This is a genomic window from Streptomyces sp. NPDC018000 (genome assembly GCF_044328025.1).
In the GTDB taxonomy this organism is placed as follows: Bacteria; Actinomycetota; Actinomycetes; order Streptomycetales; family Streptomycetaceae; genus Streptomyces.
The window spans coordinates 1-17242 of sequence record NZ_JBIRGM010000012.1 but is presented as its reverse complement, the minus strand read 5'-3'; the positions used below and the strand labels follow the sequence as shown (position 1 = coordinate 17242).

Sequence of the window (17242 nt, the reverse complement as noted above, 5' to 3'; positions counted from 1 at the left end):
AGAGGGAAGGACCGGACCGGCGTTGAGCGAGAATCAGAATCTGCTCGCGGAGCAGCGGCGTGCCCTGATCCTCGACGAGGTGCGCAGACGTGGCGGGGTCCGGGTAAATGAGCTGACCCGGAAGCTGAGCGTCTCCGACATGACCGTCCGCCGGGATCTGGACGCGCTGGCCCGCCAGGGTGTGATCGAGAAGGTGCACGGCGGGGCCGTTCCCGTGGTCGAGGCCAGTACGCACGAGCCCGGTTTCGAGGCCAAGTCGGCTCTGGAGCTGACCGCCAAGGAGGACATCGCGCGGGCGGCCGCGGCGATGGCGGTGCCGGGCAGCGCCATCGCGCTCTCCGGCGGTACGACGACGTATGCGCTGGCCCAACAGCTGCTGGACGTACCGGATTTGACCGTAGTGACCAACTCGGTGCGGGTCGCCGATGTGTTCCATTCCGCGCAGCGGTCGGGGACTGCAGGCGGGGCGCGTACCGGGGCCGCCACGGTGGTGCTCACCGGTGGGGTACGGACCCCGTCCGACTCGCTGGTCGGCCCGGTCGCCGATCAGGCGATCGCCTCGCTCCACTTCGATGTGCTGTTCCTCGGGGTGCACGGGATCTCGGTGGAGGCCGGTCTTTCGACACCGAATCTGGCGGAGGCCGAGACCAACCGTCGTTTCGTCCACTCGGCGCGACGTGTGGTGGTGGTCGCCGACCACACGAAGTGGGGCAAGGTGGGCCTGAGTTCGTTCGCGAATCTGGAGCAGGTGGACACGTTCGTGACGGACGCGGGTCTACCGGCTGCCGCCCGCGAGGAGATCGAGGAGCATCTTCCGGGCCTGCTGGTGGCGGGCCGCATGGCGGACGGCGGCTCCTGAACCGTCGGGCGGTGCTGAACCGTCCGGGGCAGCCGCATCCGCAGCGCGGTCCGGCCGAGCGGCGCCCGGGGCCGGCGGTTCGGTGAGGCGGGGTGGTCCGCGTGCCGCCGATCGATGTCCTCCACCGGGGTCAGTGCAGACAAGGACATCTGACGATACGTCAGCTATCCTCGGCGCTAACGACCTGGGGAGCGATAGGGAGCGGATCAGGGAGCGTCGTCGTGCGGCTTCGATTGCAAGGCGGAGGAGAGAGTCGGATGGGGTCTCCCCTGGTCGAGCGAAGCCGAGAGCTCGGGGAAGGCGCATCGATGACCGACGACAACGCGGCAAGCGGAGTCGCAGGGCGGCGCGAGCCCGCTCCCTATCGGCCCCCAGGTCGTAACCGCGCTACCCCCGCCCGACGCCGACCGCACGGGAGGTGCGATCCATGCCACGCCGACTCCGTTCCGTGGACCTCGACTTCGTCGAGTCCGCTCCACTGCGACTGGTCTTCGCCGCCGAGATGTCAGCGCCTCCCGAGTTGGTCTACCGTGCACTCGCCGATGATGTGGCGGGCTGGCCGAGCTGGTTCACCTCGGTGACCGCGGCCCGGCCCACCGACAACGGCGCAGGTCGTGAGGTCCGGCTCAAGGGCGGCACGGTGTTCCGCGAGACGATCGTCGCGGCGGCACCCTGCGAGCAGTACGCCTACCGGGTCGACGAGTCGAACGCACCTGGCCTGCTGGCCCTGTTGGAGGATTGGCGGCTCACCCCGGCCGGGACCGGGACGCGTGTGCAGTGGACGTTCGCCGCAGACGGTGCCGCGCCCTTCCGGTTCGCCCTGCGACTGGGCCGGTCGGGAATGGGCCGGGCGTTCCGGGACGCGGTACGCAATCTCGACGGGCGGCTGGCCGGGTCTGCGGCCTGAGAGCGGCCGCGGACCGCGTACATCGCGTGCCCTCCGGATTATCCGAGCCAGTTGCCGCCGGCCAGGAAGGAGTCGATGGTTTCCATGTACGGGGCGATATCGAGGCCCTGTTCGGCGAGCCAGCTGTCGGAGTAGTACTTGTCGAGGTAGCGGTCGCCCGGGTCGCAGATCAGGGTGACGACGCTGCCGGTGCTGCCCTGCTCGACCATTTCGGCGACCAGTTTGAACGCGCTCCACAGCCCGGTGCCGGTGGAGCCGCCCGCCTTCCGGCCGATTGCCTTCTCCAGGGCGCGCACAGCCGCGACACTGGCCGCGTCCGGCACCTTCATCATCCGGTCGATGGCCCCGGGCAGAAAGCTCGGCTCCATCCGGGGCCTGCCGATGCCCTCGATCCGGGAGCCGCAGTCGCTGGTGGCAAGGAGGTTGTGCTGCGTCCAGCCGTCGAAGAAACAGGAGTTCTCCGGGTCGGGCACACAGACCCTGGTGTCGTACTGCATGTAGTGCGCGTAGCGGGCAATGGTCGCCGAGGTGCCGCCGGTTCCGGCCGTGGCGACGATCCACGTGGGCTCCGGGTAGCGCTCCAGTCTCAGCTGCTGGTAGATCGACTCGGCGATGTTGTTGTTCCCGCGCCAGTCGGTGGCCCGTTCGGCGTAGGTGAACTGGTCCATGTAGTGGCCGCCGGTGTCGGCGGCGAGCATGGCGGACTCCTCGTACAACTTCCGTGAATCATCGACGAAGTGGCAGCGGCCACCGTGGAATTCGATCAGCCGGCACTTCTCGGGGCTGGTGGTGCGGGGCATCACGGCGATGAACGGCACACCGATCAGCTTGGCGAAGTACGCCTCCGAGACGGCCGTCGAACCGCTGGAAGCCTCGATCACCGGCTTGCCCGGCCGGATCCAGCCGTTGCAGAGCCCGTAGAGGAAGAGCGAGCGGGCCAGCCGGTGCTTGAGGCTGCCGGTGGGGTGCGTCGACTCATCCTTGAGGTAGAGGTCGATACCCCATCGCTCGGGCAGCGGGAAGCGCAGCAGATGGGTGTCGGCGGAGCGATTGGCGTCGGCCTGAACCTTGCGCACGGCTTCCTTGAGCCAGGCCCGGTACTCGGGGTCGGAGCGGTCGACGTCGATGGTCGCCGTGGTCCGGCCGTCATCTCTGTGCTTTACGGTGCCCATCAGCGCGTTCCTCCTCGTGTGACCGGACTCTCCACCGTCAACGATATTCCCCCTACCTGCACAAACGTTCACTTTGATGCTCCATAGCCCTGCCTTGGCATTGACGGACGGGGCAGCTGTGGTAGCGAGCCCGGACGCGGCCTGGCGCGTCGGTCCCGGCTTGTGCAGACTGCCCATCAGAAGCATTACGAAGGGGGCGAAGCAGTCATGCCGGAAACGGAGTTCAGTGCGACGGGGGTACGGATCGAGCGGTGGGCCCGCTCGCTCACGAGGGCGGGGCAGGTGATCGTCAAGGACGGCAGGCTGGCTCTGCTGACCAGTTACGGCCGGGAGATCGACAGCGCCCCGGTGGTGGCGGTGAGCGCGGGCAGGCCGTGGTTCGCCGGAGCCGGTGCGGCCGTGGCGCGCCTCAACGGGACGCGGTACCGGCTGACGATGGGGCAGCGCAACCACGGCCCGGACAAGGCCGGACCGGCCCACAGATTTCTCGAGACGCTGCGCAGTGCGGGCGGCCGGATGATCTGACAGGGTGCCGCCGGTACACCGCGAGTTGCGCAGCCGTGCCCCCTGAGCGACATTGGTCACACGTCACTCATGGTTTACCGGCGGTGACACTGCGATCCGTACCGCCGGAGCCGAATCAGCAGCCAGTCATCTGCTGGATCGTTCCTTCGTCTTCTTCCGGACCTATTTCGGGGAGTCGCAGCCGTGATCAGCGAGCCGAGCAGGCACTGGACGGTGGAGCTCCAGGCCCTGCCGTCGCGGATCGGTCAGGTCCGCAGAATCGTTTCGGCGCAGTTGCGCTACTGGCATCTCGATCCTCTGATCGACCACGCGACGCTCGGCGTCACCGAACTGCTGACCAATGTCCACCGGCATGCCCAGCCGGACAAGTCATGCACCGTCGAGATCAAGCTGCTGCTCGAACGGCTGACGGTGTCCGTCCACGACCACGACCCACGGCTGCCGACCGTGCGCGAGGCCACTGCGTCCAGTACGTCGGGGCGCGGGCTCGCACTGATCGCCGCAGTCAGCGAGAGCTGGGGGGTCTGCCCGAGGGGCGGGGCCGGGAAGGTTGTCTGGTTCACTCTTCCGGCACCGTCCCCGTTCGCCGCACAGCCGCTGCACTCGGTGTACGGGGCAACCACTGACGGACCGTTCGAGCCGGATGCTGTCACGTACCTGGAGAGCAGGACCCCCTCCGTGGCGCGGTCGTCGGTGGTCGGCTAGGGCGTGTGATCGCAGGGCGGAGGAAGGCGTTCGACACCATCCTGGTGGACGCCGCGGCACGGGCGTTCGCGTGGAGGACGCCATCGGGCCTGTCCGACGACCGAGGACGGAGCGGCCGCCCGAGCCCCCCGTCACGCAAGCGCGGCCAGTGGATCGTCCAGCACCGGCTGCCAGGCCAGCTCCGCCGCTCCCACCAGGCTGTTGTGGTCGAGTGTGCACGGCAGGATGGGCACACTGCCGCTGCGCCCCCACAGGCTGCGGTCGGCCACCACCGCACGCAGCCGCTCCGGATCCGCGTCGAGCAGTGCGCGGTGCAGACCGCCGAGGATGATGCGGTCGGGGTTGAGGATGTTGACCAGCCCGGCGAGCCCGAGACCTAGGCGGTCGATCAGTTCCTCGGCCGCGCCCCGTACCGTGGCGTCCTCGTACTCCGTACGCAGCAGATCGCCGGCCTGCTTGAGCAGCGACTCCTCCGGACCGGGTTCGCGACAGGCTGCGATGAGGAAGGCCAGCGGATCGGTCTCGACGTCCAGGCAGCCGCGACCTCCGCAGTGGCACGGGCGGCCCTCGGGGTTCACCGTGAGATGGCCGACCTCCAGCGCGAGTCCCGAACTCCCGGTGTGCAGACGGCCGTCGAGGACCAGGGCGCCGCCCACGCCGCGGTGGCCGGTGGCCACACAGAGCAGATGCCGAGCACCGCGTCCGGCACCGTGCCGGTGCTCGGCGAGCGCAGCGAGGTTGACGTCGTTCCCGGTGAACGCGGGGCCGGGGATGCCCGCTTCCCGTACACAGGCGGCGAAGATCTCGCGCACCGGGGCGCCCGCCGGCCAGGCGATGTGGAGCGGGTTGAGCGCGGTGCCCTCCGGTTCGGCGACCGCGGACGGCACCGCAAGGCCTGCTCCGACGCAGCGCAGTCCGCTGTCCCGCAGCAACCGGGCGCAGTCGTCGACCACTTCACCGATGACCTGTGCGGGGTCTGCCGTGACGGTGACACAGCCGGGGGCGGTTGCGACGAGCCGTCCACCGAGCCCGACGAGCGCGGCCCGGAACCCGTCGGCGTGCACCTGCGCAGCGACGGCGACGGGCCCGGACTCCCGGATGGCCAGTCGGTGCGAGGGGCGGCCCTGCGAGCCGGCAGCGGAGCCCGGCCGGGAATCGACCCGGATCAGGCCGAGCGCCTCCAGCTCCGCGGCGACCGCACCGGCCGTCGCCCGGGTGACCCCGAGTTCGGAGGTGAGGACGGCACGGGTGGGCGCGCGTCCGGTGTGGACCAGTTCCAGCGCGGGTCCGAGCGCGCTGCGGCCCCGCTCCAACTTTGTCCGGGTGGTGGACACCTTGCCGTTCATGGGGGCGAGTCTCCCACGATCCGCGGGTGTCGCCGACTCCCCCGTGGCGCACTTGCGCCCCTTGCGTCCGCGGCGGGCGGTCATCTTGCGCCTTCTGTCCGGACACCCCTATGCTGAGTTTGTGCCACAACTAAACAAACTGCGGACAGCCCTACCGGGGGGACCGGGCGGAAGCACGGCCTCGCCTTCATTGGCCCGCCTCCGTACCGCACTGACCGTGTTCTTCGCCCTCGACGGCTTCCTCTTCGCCGGCTGGGTGGTCCGCATCCCGGCCATCAAGCACCAGACCGGCGCCTCTGCCTCCACCCTGGGCCTCGCTCTGCTCGGCGTATCCGCCGGGGCCGTGGTGACCATGATGCTCACCGGCGGGCTGTGCCGGCGCTTCGGCAATCATCCGGTGACCGTGGTCTGCGGCATTCTGCTCTCCCTCAGCATCACCCTGCCCGCGCAGACACATTCGGCACTCGCACTCGGCTTGGTGCTGCTGGTCTTCGGCGCCGCGTACGGCGGGATGAACGTGGCGATGAACAGCGCGGCGGTCGACCTGGTCGCCACCCTGCGGCGTCCCGTGATGCCCAGCTTCCACGCCGCGTTCAGCCTCGGCGGAATGATCGGTGCCGGGCTCGGCGGGCTGGTCGCAGGCGGCCTCTCCCCCGCCAAGCATCTCTTCATCCTCAGCGGGATCGGACTCCTGGTCACGGCGGCGGCCGGACCGGTACTGCTGCGCCACCCGGCACCGAAGCCCGCGTCCACGGCCGACGACGCCGAGAAACCGCGACGGCTGGACGGGCGGGCCCGCCGCACGGTGCTCCTGTTCGGCGTGATCGCGCTCTGCACCGCGTACGGCGAAGGCGCGCTGGCCGACTGGGGTGCCCTTCATCTGGAACAGGACCTGCACGCCCAGCAGGGCATCGCCGCCGCCGGATACTCCCTGTTCGCACTGGCCATGACGGCCGGTCGACTCAGCGGCACGGCACTGCTCGAACGGCTCGGCCAGACCCGGACCCTCGTCACGGGCGGTGCGACGGCAGCCGCCGGAATGCTGCTCGGCTCGCTCGCCCCGACCACCTGGCCGACGCTCCTCGGTTTCGCCGTCACCGGTCTCGGCCTGGCCAATATCTTCCCCGTCGCGGTCGGCCGGGCCGGTGAGCTGGCCGGGCCCGCCGGAGTGGCCGCCGCGTCGACGCTCGGCTACGGCGGGATGCTGCTCGGACCGCCCGCGATCGGCTTCCTCGCCGACTGGTTCTCCCTCCCGACGGCCCTCACCACGGTGGCGCTGCTGGCCATCGCAGCCGCGGCGCTCGGGTACGGAGCACCCAACGCAGCGCAGACATGAGCCATCGGACGCTGCGAATTCTCACACCCTCGCCGAGGAAGCCGATTGCACCTGCACGGCCAGCTGGGGGCGGCGAGCCGGCCGCGCGTCATGGAGCTCGCACGCCATCCGCAGCCGCTCCTCGTCGGCCCGGCGCTGCTCCGCGGCCTCCCGCTCCACGCACTGGTCACGGGACAGCCCTTACGCTCTGGGGCCCAGCAGGCCGACCGTGCGGGCCAGTTCGGTGACGGCTTCCCGGTAGAAGATCTCCCGGGCCTCCACCACCCGGTTGAACTGGCCGAAGACCTCGAAGGAGATCAGCCCGAACAGCTGCGACCAGGCGGCGATCAATGGGGCGGCGACCTCCGGAGGAAGGCCGGGGGCGAATTCGGCGACCATCCGCCCGGCCTCGGCGCGCAGCTCATCGGCGAGCGGCGGCAAAGCGAGACCGTCCGTGCGGTAGGCATCTTCGACGACGGCGATCAGGACGAGACCGACGCGGGAGGCGGGGCCGATCGTCGCCTGCGGTGCGGTGTAACCGGGCACGGGCGAGCCGTAGATCAGGGCGTACTCGTGGGGGTGGGCGAGGGCCCAGTCGCGTACGGCGTGAGCGACGGCGGTCCAGCGGGTGAGGTGAGGGGCGGCGTCGGCACGGGCGGCCCGGTGGGCGGCCTCGGCGGTCTCGCCCACGGAGTCGTATGCATCGACGATCAGGACCGTGAGCAGTTCGTCCCGGCTGGGGAAGTAGCGGTAGAGCGCGGAGGACGCCATACCGAGTTCCCGTGCCACGGCGCGCAGCGAGAGCTTGGCGGCTCCTTCCGCCGCGAGCTGCTTCCTGGCCTCGTCCTTAATGGCGGCGGTGACCTCGATACGGGCCCGTTCCCTGGCTCCTCGGACAGTACTCATGATCTCCAGTCTGCCATGGGAGAAGAGCACCGACCAGCAACAAGAGCACCGCTCTTGCATTTGAGCACCACTTCAGCGCACACTGATCTCAAGCGAGAGCACCGCTCTCAAGAGCAGTAGGGAGTCACCATGTCTCAGCCGTACTACCTTCAGGGCTACGCCTTCAACGTCCGGATGAACAGCATCATCGGCTGGCTCGCCCGGCACGGCGTCAGCCTTCTCGGCTCGGCCGAGATGTCGGTGCGCGGCCGCAAGAGCGGACAGATGCAGCGCATCCCCGTGAACCCGCACACCTACGAGGGCACGCAGTATCTGGTCTCCGCGCGGGGCCACTCCCAATGGGTGCGCAACATGCGGGTCGCCGGCGGCGGCGAACTGCGGGTGGGCCGGAAGATCCGTACCTTCACGGCCGTGGAGATCGCGGACGACGAGCAGAAGGCGCTGATCGTCCGCGCCTACCTGGAGCGGTGGGGCTGGGAGGTCAAGCAGTACTTCCAGGGCATCACCGCAAAGTCCACGGACGCAGAACTCCTGGCCGCCTGCCCGGACCACCCCGTCTTCCGGATCACCGCGGAGGGCTGACCGTGCGGCCCGGCCCGCCATCGGCGCCAGATGTCAGGGGCCAGATGTCAGATGTCAACGGTCCATCGCCGACAAGGCCCGCTGTGCCAGCGGATGTGTACGGACCAACTCGGCCAGCGAAGTCGTTCCCCGGGTGATGCCGGCAAACGCGTTCCAGGCCGGGCGGAATCCCGTCAGCACCGCATGCAGCACCCCCGGACGGCGCTCGAACAGCTTCAGCATGCGCCGTCCGACACCCATCTCGACACCCAGGCCGGCCTTGATGGCGAAGGCGTAGTTGAGTGCCTGGCGTCGGGCGTCCACCGCATCGTGCGACTCCGCGATCCGGACCGCCCACTCACCGGCGAGCCGCCCCGACCGCAGCGCGAAGGAGATGCCTTCGCGGGTCCACGGCTCGAGCAGCCCTGCCGCATCGCCACACACCAGTACCCGCCCGCGCGACAGCGGCGAGTCCTCGCTGCGACAGCGCGTCAGATGCCCGGAGGAGATCTTGGGCTCGAAGCCGGCAAGACCGAGCCGGGCAATGAAGTCTTCCAGGTACCGCTTGGTCCCCGCCCCGTCACCCCGCGCCGAGATCACGCCGACGGTGAGGGTGTCCCCCTTGGGGAACACCCAGCCGTAACTGCCGGGCATGGGGCCCCAGTCGATCAGCACCCGCCCCACCCAGTCCTCCGCGACCGTTTCCGGAACCGGGATCTCGGCCTCCAGGCCGAGATCCACCTGGTCGAGTTTCACCCCGACATGGGCTCCTATACGCCCAGCACTGCCATCCGCTCCGACGACTGCGCGGGCCAGGACGGTCTCGCCGCCGGACAGCACCACGGCGACTGTGCGCCGGTCCGGCACCGCGGCACCATGCTGCTCGACCCTCGTCACCGTCGCTCCGGTACGGAGTTCGGCGCCCGCCTTCTGCGCCTCCTCGACCAGCCCCGCGTCGAACTCGGGACGGTTGATGAGCCCGAAGAGCATTCGCTTGGAGCGGCGGGTCCGCGCCAGCCTGCCGTTGAGCGAGAAGGTGACCGCGTGGATCCGGTCCCGCAGCGGCAGTTCGAATCCGGGTGGCAGCGAATCACGCGAGAACCCGATGATGCCGCCACCACACGTCTTGTAGCGGGGCAGTTCCGCCTTCTCGAGGAGCAGTACCCGTCGTCCGGCGACCGCCGCCGCGTATGCCGCGGAAGCTCCGGCCGGTCCGCCACCGACTACGACGACGTCCCACACGGACGACTCTTCGTGCTCATGTACGGCGTCTGCGTTCTCGCTGCTCACGATGTGCTTCTGCTCCCGATCCCACCAGTGGCCCATGCTGCTCACGGCATCCTACGGCGCGCCCGGCCCGGCACCCGCTGTGGGAGGATCGACCGTGCGTTCGTCCTACATGCAACGCCGCACACTCGGTGTACATGTACCCGGATTCGTACACATAACGTCGCACCCACGAGGAGCGTTCCCATGACCGCCCGTCCGATCTCCGAGACCATTGCCTCGCTGATGCCCCGTGCCAAAGCGGAGCTGGCCGAGCTCGTGGCCTTCCAGTCGGTGGCGGATCCCGCGCAGTTCCCGAAGAGCGAGTGTGAGGCGGCCGCCAACTGGGTCGCCGACGCGCTGCGCGCCGAGGACTTCCAGGATGTCGCCCTGCTCGACACCCCCGACGGCACCCAGTCGGTGTACGGCTTCCTGCCCGGCCCGGCCGGCGCCCCGACCGTACTGCTCTACGCGCACTACGACGTGCAGCCGCCGCTCGACGAGTCCGCCTGGCTCTCCCCGCCGTTCGAGCTGACGGAGCGCGACGGCCGCTGGTTCGGGCGCGGCGCGGCCGACTGCAAGGGCGGCTTCATCATGCATCTCCTCGCCCTGCGCGCCCTCAAGGCCGACGGCGGCGTCCCGGTCTCCGTCAAGGTGATCGCCGAGGGTTCCGAGGAGCAGGGCACCGGCGGTCTGGAGCGGTACGCCGAGGCGCACCCCGAGCTGCTGACCGCCGACACGATCGTCATCGGCGACACAGGCAACTTCCGGGTCGGTCTGCCGACGGTGACCGCGACGCTGCGCGGAATGACGATGCTGCGGGTCACTCTCGAAACCCTTGAAGGAAACCTGCACTCCGGACAGTTCGGCGGCGCCGCCCCGGATGCGCTGGCCGCGATGATCCAGCTGCTGTCGTCGCTGCGCGCCGAGGACGGCACCACGACCGTCGACGGGCTCGCCACGGACGCCGAATGGGACGGACTGCAGTACGCGGAGGCCGAGTTCCGCAAGGACGCGAAGGTCCTCGACGGCGTCGAACTGATCGGCACGGGCACGGTCGCCGACCGGATCTGGGCACGGCCCGCCGTCACCGTCATCGGTATCGACTGCCCGCCGGTGGTCGGCGCGACGCCGTCGCTGCAGGCCAGTGCGCGGGCACAGATCAGCCTGCGGGTGCCGCCGGGTCAGGACGCCGCGCAGGCGACCGAGTTGCTGACCGCCCACCTCAAGGCGCACGCTCCGTGGGGGGCCAGGGTGTCCGTGGAACAGGTCGGCCAGGGCCAGCCGTTCCGCGCGGACACCTCCAGCCCGGCGTACACGTCCATGGCCCAGGCGATGGAGGCCGCGTACCCCGGCGAGAAGATGCAGACGTCCGGGATGGGCGGCTCGATCCCGCTCTGCAACACCCTCGCCGCCCTCTACCCGGAGGCCGAGATCCTCTTGATCGGCCTGAGTGAACCGGAGGCGCAGATCCACGCGGTGAACGAGAGCGTGTCACCCGAGGAGCTGGAGCGGCTTTCGCTCGCCGAGGCCCTGTTCCTACGGAACTACGCGGAGTCGAAGCGGTCCTGACCGCGCGTCACCCGTTCGGTCCGGTCCCGCCGCCCGGCGGCGGGACCGCCGCCGGGCGCGCCCGGCAACACCGGGCCGGGCCATGGCGACCTCACGCCCATCAAGGAGTTGCTGCGGTAACTCGTCCGGTACGAAGGCCGGTTCCGCACCGAAGAACTGCTGCCGCCGAAGGTGCGGAACATTCCCCGGCGATGCCCCCGGTTCACGCCCGGCCCCGCGGGTTCCTCGCCGTCCGTACAGCCGCACTACGCGCTGAGCGAAGCTCGCCCAGAGCGTAGATCCGGGCAGCGGGCGGTTACGTCTGCGTACGTTCGCCGTATGGATCTCGTCGAAGTACTTCCTCAACTGCACATGTTCCGCTTCCGCATCGGCCAGGCGTATCTGTGGCGCGAAGGCGCGAACCTGACTCTGATCGACGCGGGTGACATCGATGCGGCGCCCGCGATCGAGGACGCGGTACGCGGCCTCGGCCTGGATCCGGACGGGATCAACCGGATCGTCGTCACCCACGGGCACCGCGATCACTACGGCGCCGCCCAGGAGCTCGCCGACCGGCACGGCGCCGAGATCCTGGCCCATCGGCTGGACGCCCCGGTGATCCGTGGCGAGGAGGAGATCGCCGACCCCGTTCTGCTGGACTGGGAACGCCCTTTGTACGAGCACGGGCTGACGGTGCCGCCGGCCCCGCCGACCAGAGTCGACCGCGAACTGACCGACGGCGACGAGATCGGCTTCGGCTCGGGGGCCCGGGTCGTCCACGCCCCCGGCCACACACCCGGCTCCATCGGCATCCATCTGCCGCACCACGGTGTGCTGTTCACCGGCGACTGCGTGGCCGGAGTCGGTCAGGTGATGCTGGGCGTCTTCAACATCGATCCGGCGCAGGCCGCGGCCTCGTTCCGGCGGCTTGCCTCGCTGGAACCGGCCACGGCCTGCTTCGGGCACGGTGATCCGCTCACAGTCGACGCCGCGGCGGTGCTGCGTGCCTCAGCCGACCGGGATTCCGGCCTCCAGGTTGAGCACGGTTGACCGCTCCCGGGCGCGCAGCGCCCAGCGCAGCCGTTCGTACCGGGTGGACGGCAGCAAGGTGGCCGCCTCCTCCTCGGTGACGAACCGCCAGCCGCGGAGTTCGGAGCCGGGCAGCAGGAGCTGTTCGGCGTCCGCAGCGGCCAGCAGACCGCCGTCGAAGAGCATCCGCAGACCGCCGTAGCCGGGCGGTTTCGGCTCCTCCCAGTCGACGACGAGCAGTTTCGGCACCTGTTCGAGGTGAATACCTATCTCCTCGGCCACTTCGCGGATCCCGGCCCGTGCCGGTGCCTCACCGGCTTCGACCACGCCTCCAGGGAATTCCCAGCCGGGTTTGTACGTCGGGTCGACGAGCAGCACCCGGTCGTGTTCGTCGAAGAGGAGCACACCGGCCGCGACGGTCTCCGCCGTCGGCTCGGGCGTCTGCACGATCTCGCATGCGGTGGCCGCTCCGGTGCGGACAGCCTCGGCTATCCGCTCGGCGGTCTCGCGTGGCGTGAGCGCGCTGGTGTCGATGGTGTGGGCGTCCCGGGTGAGCCAGCCGAGCGCCGCCCGGTAGGGCTCGATGTGCTCGTAGGCCCACTGCCGGATCCGTTCGCTGTGTTCCGGGTCGTCGGCGAATTCCACCCGGTTGGCGATCCTTTTACGCAGGATCGTTTCCTCAGGTGAGAGCAGCACATGGCGCACCGGAATACGCCGGGAGGCCAGCCCTCCGAAGATCTCGTCGCGGTACTCCTGTCGCAGCAATGTCATTGGCACCACCAGCACCCCGGACACCTCGGCGAGCAGGGCCGCGGCGGTGTCCACCGCCAGACGCCGCCAGATCGGCAGGTCCTGGAAGTCCGTCACCTCGGCAAGTCTCTTCTGGGGCAGCAGATACCGCAGCCCCGCGCCGATCAGCTCGGGGTCGTAGAACGTGCTGTTCGGGATCAGATCGACCAGCTCGCGCGCGGCGCTCGTCTTGCCCGCGCTGAACGCACCGTTGATCCAGACGATCACGGTTCCCCCTCTTCCGTAGCCCCCTGTGGCTTGCCCGTAACACCCTGCCGCGAAAACTCCGATGTGGCGATGCTGTTACCGGGACTCTTGCAGAAAGCCCCGGCGTTCACGACTCCGTTGGGAAAGTCGTGATTCGAGCAGACTGTGTCGTTCGTCTTGCTGATGGGTCGTTGGGGGGACGGGGAGAGCGGGATGTCGCTGGAGTCGCGGCCGGATGACAATGCCCGCCCGGAGTGGGCCGAGCAGGTAGGACGGGACGGGTTCGCACTCCTGGATGCCATCGATGACGCGTTTGCTCCGGCCTGGCTGGGCAAGACCCTCACCCCTGCGATGCGCCACATCTGACGCCGCACGCTGATCCACCACGGATTACGGGACAGCCCTCAAACGGCCTCGGCCTCACCCGAGCCCACCCGCACCGCCGCGGCTGCCGCGCCCACCAGCCCTGCGTCTGTGCCCATCACTGCCGGGGCCACCATGAGCTGCTGGACGAAGGAGAGCGTGGCGTACCGGCGCAGAGCGCGGCGCAGCGGAGCGAAGAGGATGTCGCCCGCTCCGGCCACTCCCCCGCCGATCACCGCGATGTCGATCTCGACGAGCGTGGCGGTGGCGGCGATTCCGGCGGCCAGCGCCTGAGCGGCGCGCTCGAACGAGGCAACGGCGACCTGGTCCCCGGCGCGCGCGGCGGCCGCCACGGCGGCGGCCGAGGCGTCGCCGTCCGGTCCCGGCCGCCAGCCGGCCTCCAGCGCCCGGCGGGCGATGTTCGGTCCGCTGGCGATGCGCTCGACACAGCCGCGCGAACCGCACGGGCACGGGTCACCGTCCAGGTCCACGCTGACATGGCCGATGTGCCCGGCGTTGCCCGTGGGGCCGGGGTGCAACTTTCCGCCGAGGACGAGTCCGCCGCCGACGCCGGTCGACACGACCATGCACAGCGCATTGTCATAGCCGCGAGCCGCGCCCAGCCAGTGCTCGGCCGCCGTCATGGCGGCGCCGTCGCCCACCAGTTCGACGTGCAGCCCACCGACCGCCTTGCCGACCCGTTCCACCAAGGGGAAGTCGCGCCAGCCGGGGACATTGACGGGGCTGACCGTACCGGCCGAGGCGTCCACAGGGCCCGCACTGCCGATACCGACGGCGGTCACCCGCTCCCACAGCGGCGATCCCTCCAGCTCGGCGAGCACCTCCGTCACGGCCCCCATCACGGTCTCGCCGCTCTCCCGGGCGGGCGTCGGCCGCTGCGCCCGTACGAGGAGCGCGCCGCTGCCGTCCACCAGTGCGGCGGCGATCTTGGTGCCGCCGATGTCCAGCGCGGCAACGAGGTCGGTATGCATCGGTGAGGCTCCGTGAGTAGAGGGCGAGGACCTGCGGCTTCGGTAAACAGTCTGCCCAGTCTCCAGTCAGCTGACAACGTTGTCCAGGGCCTATGCTCGACGGCACAGCCTCCGGCCTCTCCGCGGCACCACTCGCGGGTCCGCCGGACGGCCCGCACCCGACGACAGGACAGCGCACCGTGGCCGAGACCGCCCGTCATTCCGAGACCCGTTACGGTAACCGGCCGACCATGAAGGATGTGGCCGCCCGTGCCGGAGTGGGCCTCAAGACGGTCTCCCGTGTGGTGAACAGCGAGCCGGGCGTCACGCCCGACACCGAACGCCGGGTCCAGGAGGCCATCGAGGCGCTCGGCTTCCGCCGCAACGACAGCGCGCGCGTCCTGCGCAAGGGCCGCACCGCCTCCATCGGCCTGGTCCTGGAGGATCTCGCCGACCCGTTCTACGGACCTCTGAGCCGCGCGGTGGAGGAGGTCGCCCGGGCACATGGCGCCCTGCTCATCAACGGGTCGAGCGCCGAGGATCCGGAGCGCGAGCAGGAGCTCGTGCTCGCGCTGTGCGCCCGACGGGTGGACGGGCTGATCGTGATTCCGGCCGGCGACGACCACCGCTATCTGGAGCCGGAGATGAAGGCCGGCGTCGCCACCGTCTTCGTGGACCGCCCGGCAGGCCGCATCGACGCCGACACGGTCCTCTCCGACAGCTTCGGCGGCGCCTGCGAGGGCGTCACGCATCTGATCGCGCACGGTCATCGCCGGATCGGCTTCATCGGCGACCAGCCGCGCATCCACACCGCTACCGAGCGATTGCGCGGTTACCACGCAGCCATGACGGACGCCGGGGTCACGGTCCAGGACTCATGGGTCTCCCTCGGCTCGACCGACCCCGACCGGGTCCGGGCCGCCGCCGAGCAGATGCTTTCCGGCCCCGAGCCCGTCACCGCGCTGTTCGCGGGCAACAACCGGGTGACGGTGACGGCGGTCCGTGTCCTCGCGGAGCAGGAACGCCGGGTCGCCCTGGTCGGCTTCGACGACATCGAACTGGCCGACCTGCTCGGCATCACCGTCATCTCCCAGGACGCCGCCGCCGTCGGCCGCACCGCCGCCGAGCACCTCTTCCGCCGCCTGGACGGCGCGGACCACGCCCCGGCCCGCGTGGAGCTCCCGACGACGCTCATCCAGCGCGGCTCGGGCGAACTGCCGCCCGCCTGATCCGCGCTGCCACGGCCACCAGGACACGACGGCCGGCGCGAGCACCCGCTACGGCGCGGTCACCGTGAGCCCGCCGCGCCGCGGCGAAGCGAACGCGTCCAGGTGCGCGCGCGTCAGCCCGGTCAGGCGGGCGGCCTCTGCGGTGTCCAGGGCGCCGCAGTCGATGCCGCGCAGGAGGTATCCGCTGAGCGCCTTGGCGGTGGCGGGTTCGTCCATGACATCGCCGCCGGCCTTGGCCACGTACGCGGCGAGGCGGGCCGCGGCCTGCTCCAGGCCCTCGCGGTAGAAGGTGTACACGGCCGCGTAGCGGGTCGGCAGATGGCCCGGGTGCATGTCCCAGCCCTGGTAGTAGGCACGGGCCAGGGCACGACGGGTGAGGCCGTAGTGGAGCCGCCAGGCTTCGTGGACCTGGTGGGTGAGGCCGACCGGGAGGACGTTGGTGGAGCCGTCGCAGACCCGTACGCCGGTGCCTGCGGCGGCCACCTGCATGACGGCCTTGGCGTAGTCGGCGGCCGGGTGGTCGCTTGCCTGGTAGGCAGGGCTGACGCCGACGCAGGCGCTGTAGTCGAAGGTGCCGTAGTGCAGACCGGTGGCGCGACCCTGCGCGGCGTCGATCATTCGGGCGACGGCGGCGGTGCCGTCGGCGGCGAGGACGGCCTGGCTGGTCTCGATCTGGATCTCGAAGCGGAGCCGGCCGGCCGGCAGCCCGTGCGCCTGCTCGAACGCTTCGAGGAGCCGGACGAAGGCGGTGACCTGCTCGGGGTACGTCACCTTGGGCAGGGTGAGGACCAGCCCGTCCGGAAGGCCACCCGCCTGCATCAGACCGGTGAGGAAGATGTCCGTGGTGCGGATGCCGCGGTCGCGTACGGCGGCCTCCATGCACTTCATCCGAATGCCCATGTACGGGGCCGCCGTGCCGTTCCCGTACGCCTCCGAGACGAGCCGGGCGGCGCGGGCGGCGGCCTCGTCCTCCTCGACGTCGGGACGGGGGCCGTAGCCGTCCTCGAAGTCGATGCGCAGGTCTTCGACGGGCTCGCGCTCCAGCTTGGCGCGTACCCGGTCGTGGACGGGTACGGCAAGTTCGTCCGGGATGCCGAGTACGGCGGCGAACGAGGCCGCGTCGGCGGCGTGCTCGTCGAGGGCCTTCAGCGCCTGGTCGCCCCAGGAGCGGATGGTGCCGGCGGTGAACGTGTCGCCGGGGACGTAGACCGTGTGGACCGGCTGGCGCGTTCCCGGGTCACCCGGATAGCGATGGGCGAGCTCGGCGTCGACTGCGGCAAGGGAGGCGCTGATCTCGTCGCTGACCGCACCGACGAGGCTCGTTGCCACCTTCTCCTGTTGGCCCATTTCCACACCCTCCACACTCAATGCTTCCGCGCTTCGGAATCAACAGTCCATATGGTGAAGCTATGAGGCTGTCGGACCTGCGTCAATGGTGCTCAGAAACGGTCCGGGGCCGCGTGGTGGGTTCACACCGCGCGGCCCCGGGCTTTGGGACGGGGTACAGCTCGACAGCGGGTCAGCCCTTGCGGGACTTGACT

At 70.1% G+C, this 17242-nt stretch carries 17 protein-coding genes; 10 read left to right on the top strand and 7 right to left on the bottom strand.

The features are described 5' to 3' along the window. Positions 1–22: 22 nt before the first annotated feature. Together ACH4EW_RS22735 and ACH4EW_RS22730 are read left to right on the top strand one after the other, a co-directional pair. Complete coding sequence (locus ACH4EW_RS22735) at positions 23–859, top strand: DeoR/GlpR family DNA-binding transcription regulator (protein WP_398259606.1); 837 nt, start codon at positions 23–25, stop codon at positions 857–859. A gap of 427 nt (positions 860–1286) precedes the next feature. Further along, on the top strand, positions 1287–1766 hold the full coding sequence (locus ACH4EW_RS22730; RefSeq protein WP_398259604.1) for an SRPBCC family protein: 480 nt from the start codon (positions 1287–1289) through the stop codon (positions 1764–1766). Between the two features lie 38 nt (positions 1767–1804). On the opposite strand, the gene ACH4EW_RS22725 is transcribed toward ACH4EW_RS22730, so the two are convergent. Further along, positions 1805–2938 carry a PLP-dependent cysteine synthase family protein gene (locus ACH4EW_RS22725; protein WP_398259602.1) on the bottom strand — a complete coding sequence of 378 codons (1134 nt, stop codon included), beginning with the start codon at positions 2936–2938 and terminating at the stop codon, positions 1805–1807. 207 nt (positions 2939–3145) lie between these two features. Here ACH4EW_RS22725 and ACH4EW_RS22720 point away from each other — a divergent pair, with 207 nt between their 5' ends. Then, on the top strand, positions 3146–3463 hold the full coding sequence (locus tag ACH4EW_RS22720) for a hypothetical protein (RefSeq protein WP_393702976.1): 318 nt from the start codon (positions 3146–3148) through the stop codon (positions 3461–3463). 183 nt (positions 3464–3646) lie between these two features. Then, positions 3647–4168 carry an ATP-binding protein gene (locus ACH4EW_RS22715; RefSeq protein WP_398259600.1) on the top strand — a complete coding sequence of 174 codons (522 nt, stop codon included), beginning with the start codon at positions 3647–3649 and terminating at the stop codon, positions 4166–4168. Between the two features lie 131 nt (positions 4169–4299). Here ACH4EW_RS22715 and ACH4EW_RS22710 read toward each other — a convergent pair whose 3' ends face one another. Next, complete coding sequence (locus tag ACH4EW_RS22710; RefSeq protein ID WP_398259598.1) at positions 4300–5514, bottom strand: ROK family protein; 1215 nt, start codon at positions 5512–5514, stop codon at positions 4300–4302. Positions 5515–5635: 121 nt separating this feature from the next. Here ACH4EW_RS22710 and ACH4EW_RS22705 point away from each other — a divergent pair, with 121 nt between their 5' ends. Beyond that, entirely contained in the window at positions 5636–6850 is a 1215-nt protein-coding gene (locus tag ACH4EW_RS22705; protein WP_398259596.1) for an MFS transporter, read from the top strand. Positions 6851–7030: 180 nt separating this feature from the next. Here ACH4EW_RS22705 and ACH4EW_RS22700 read toward each other — a convergent pair whose 3' ends face one another. Then, on the bottom strand, positions 7031–7735 hold the full coding sequence (locus ACH4EW_RS22700) for a TetR/AcrR family transcriptional regulator (protein WP_398259594.1): 705 nt from the start codon (positions 7733–7735) through the stop codon (positions 7031–7033). 129 nt (positions 7736–7864) lie between these two features. Here ACH4EW_RS22700 and ACH4EW_RS22695 point away from each other — a divergent pair, with 129 nt between their 5' ends. After that, a complete protein-coding gene (locus ACH4EW_RS22695; protein ID WP_398259592.1) occupies positions 7865–8317 on the top strand; it encodes a nitroreductase/quinone reductase family protein in 453 nt (150 codons plus the stop codon). 54 nt (positions 8318–8371) lie between these two features. On the opposite strand, the gene ACH4EW_RS22690 is transcribed toward ACH4EW_RS22695, so the two are convergent. Beyond that, positions 8372–9586 carry a geranylgeranyl reductase family protein gene (locus ACH4EW_RS22690; RefSeq protein WP_398259590.1) on the bottom strand — a complete coding sequence of 405 codons (1215 nt, stop codon included), beginning with the start codon at positions 9584–9586 and terminating at the stop codon, positions 8372–8374. 183 nt (positions 9587–9769) lie between these two features. Here ACH4EW_RS22690 and ACH4EW_RS22685 point away from each other — a divergent pair, with 183 nt between their 5' ends. Then, a complete protein-coding gene (locus ACH4EW_RS22685; RefSeq protein ID WP_398259588.1) occupies positions 9770–11134 on the top strand; it encodes a dipeptidase in 1365 nt (454 codons plus the stop codon). 318 nt (positions 11135–11452) lie between these two features. Beyond that, entirely contained in the window at positions 11453–12163 is a 711-nt protein-coding gene (locus ACH4EW_RS22680) for an MBL fold metallo-hydrolase (protein ID WP_398259586.1), read from the top strand. Here the strand turns inward: ACH4EW_RS22680 and ACH4EW_RS22675 are convergent. Beyond that, entirely contained in the window at positions 12122–13159 is a 1038-nt protein-coding gene (locus ACH4EW_RS22675) for an NUDIX domain-containing protein (protein ID WP_398259584.1), read from the bottom strand. The genes ACH4EW_RS22680 and ACH4EW_RS22675 overlap by 42 nt on opposite strands. A gap of 192 nt (positions 13160–13351) precedes the next feature. Here ACH4EW_RS22675 and ACH4EW_RS22670 point away from each other — a divergent pair, with 192 nt between their 5' ends. After that, positions 13352–13504 carry a hypothetical protein gene (locus tag ACH4EW_RS22670; protein ID WP_398259582.1) on the top strand — a complete coding sequence of 51 codons (153 nt, stop codon included), beginning with the start codon at positions 13352–13354 and terminating at the stop codon, positions 13502–13504. A gap of 38 nt (positions 13505–13542) precedes the next feature. Here the strand turns inward: ACH4EW_RS22670 and ACH4EW_RS22665 are convergent, their stop codons facing one another. Further along, positions 13543–14493, bottom strand: coding sequence for an ROK family protein (locus tag ACH4EW_RS22665; protein ID WP_398259580.1), 951 nt, complete (start codon positions 14491–14493; stop codon positions 13543–13545). A gap of 179 nt (positions 14494–14672) precedes the next feature. On the opposite strand from ACH4EW_RS22665, the gene ACH4EW_RS22660 reads away from it, so the two are divergent. Beyond that, positions 14673–15701, top strand: coding sequence for a LacI family DNA-binding transcriptional regulator (locus ACH4EW_RS22660; RefSeq protein WP_398259859.1), 1029 nt, complete (start codon positions 14673–14675; stop codon positions 15699–15701). Between the two features lie 48 nt (positions 15702–15749). Here the strand turns inward: ACH4EW_RS22660 and ACH4EW_RS22655 are convergent, their stop codons facing one another. Beyond that, positions 15750–17048 carry a DUF6986 family protein gene (locus ACH4EW_RS22655; protein ID WP_398259578.1) on the bottom strand — a complete coding sequence of 433 codons (1299 nt, stop codon included), beginning with the start codon at positions 17046–17048 and terminating at the stop codon, positions 15750–15752. Positions 17049–17242: the final 194 nt, after the last annotated feature.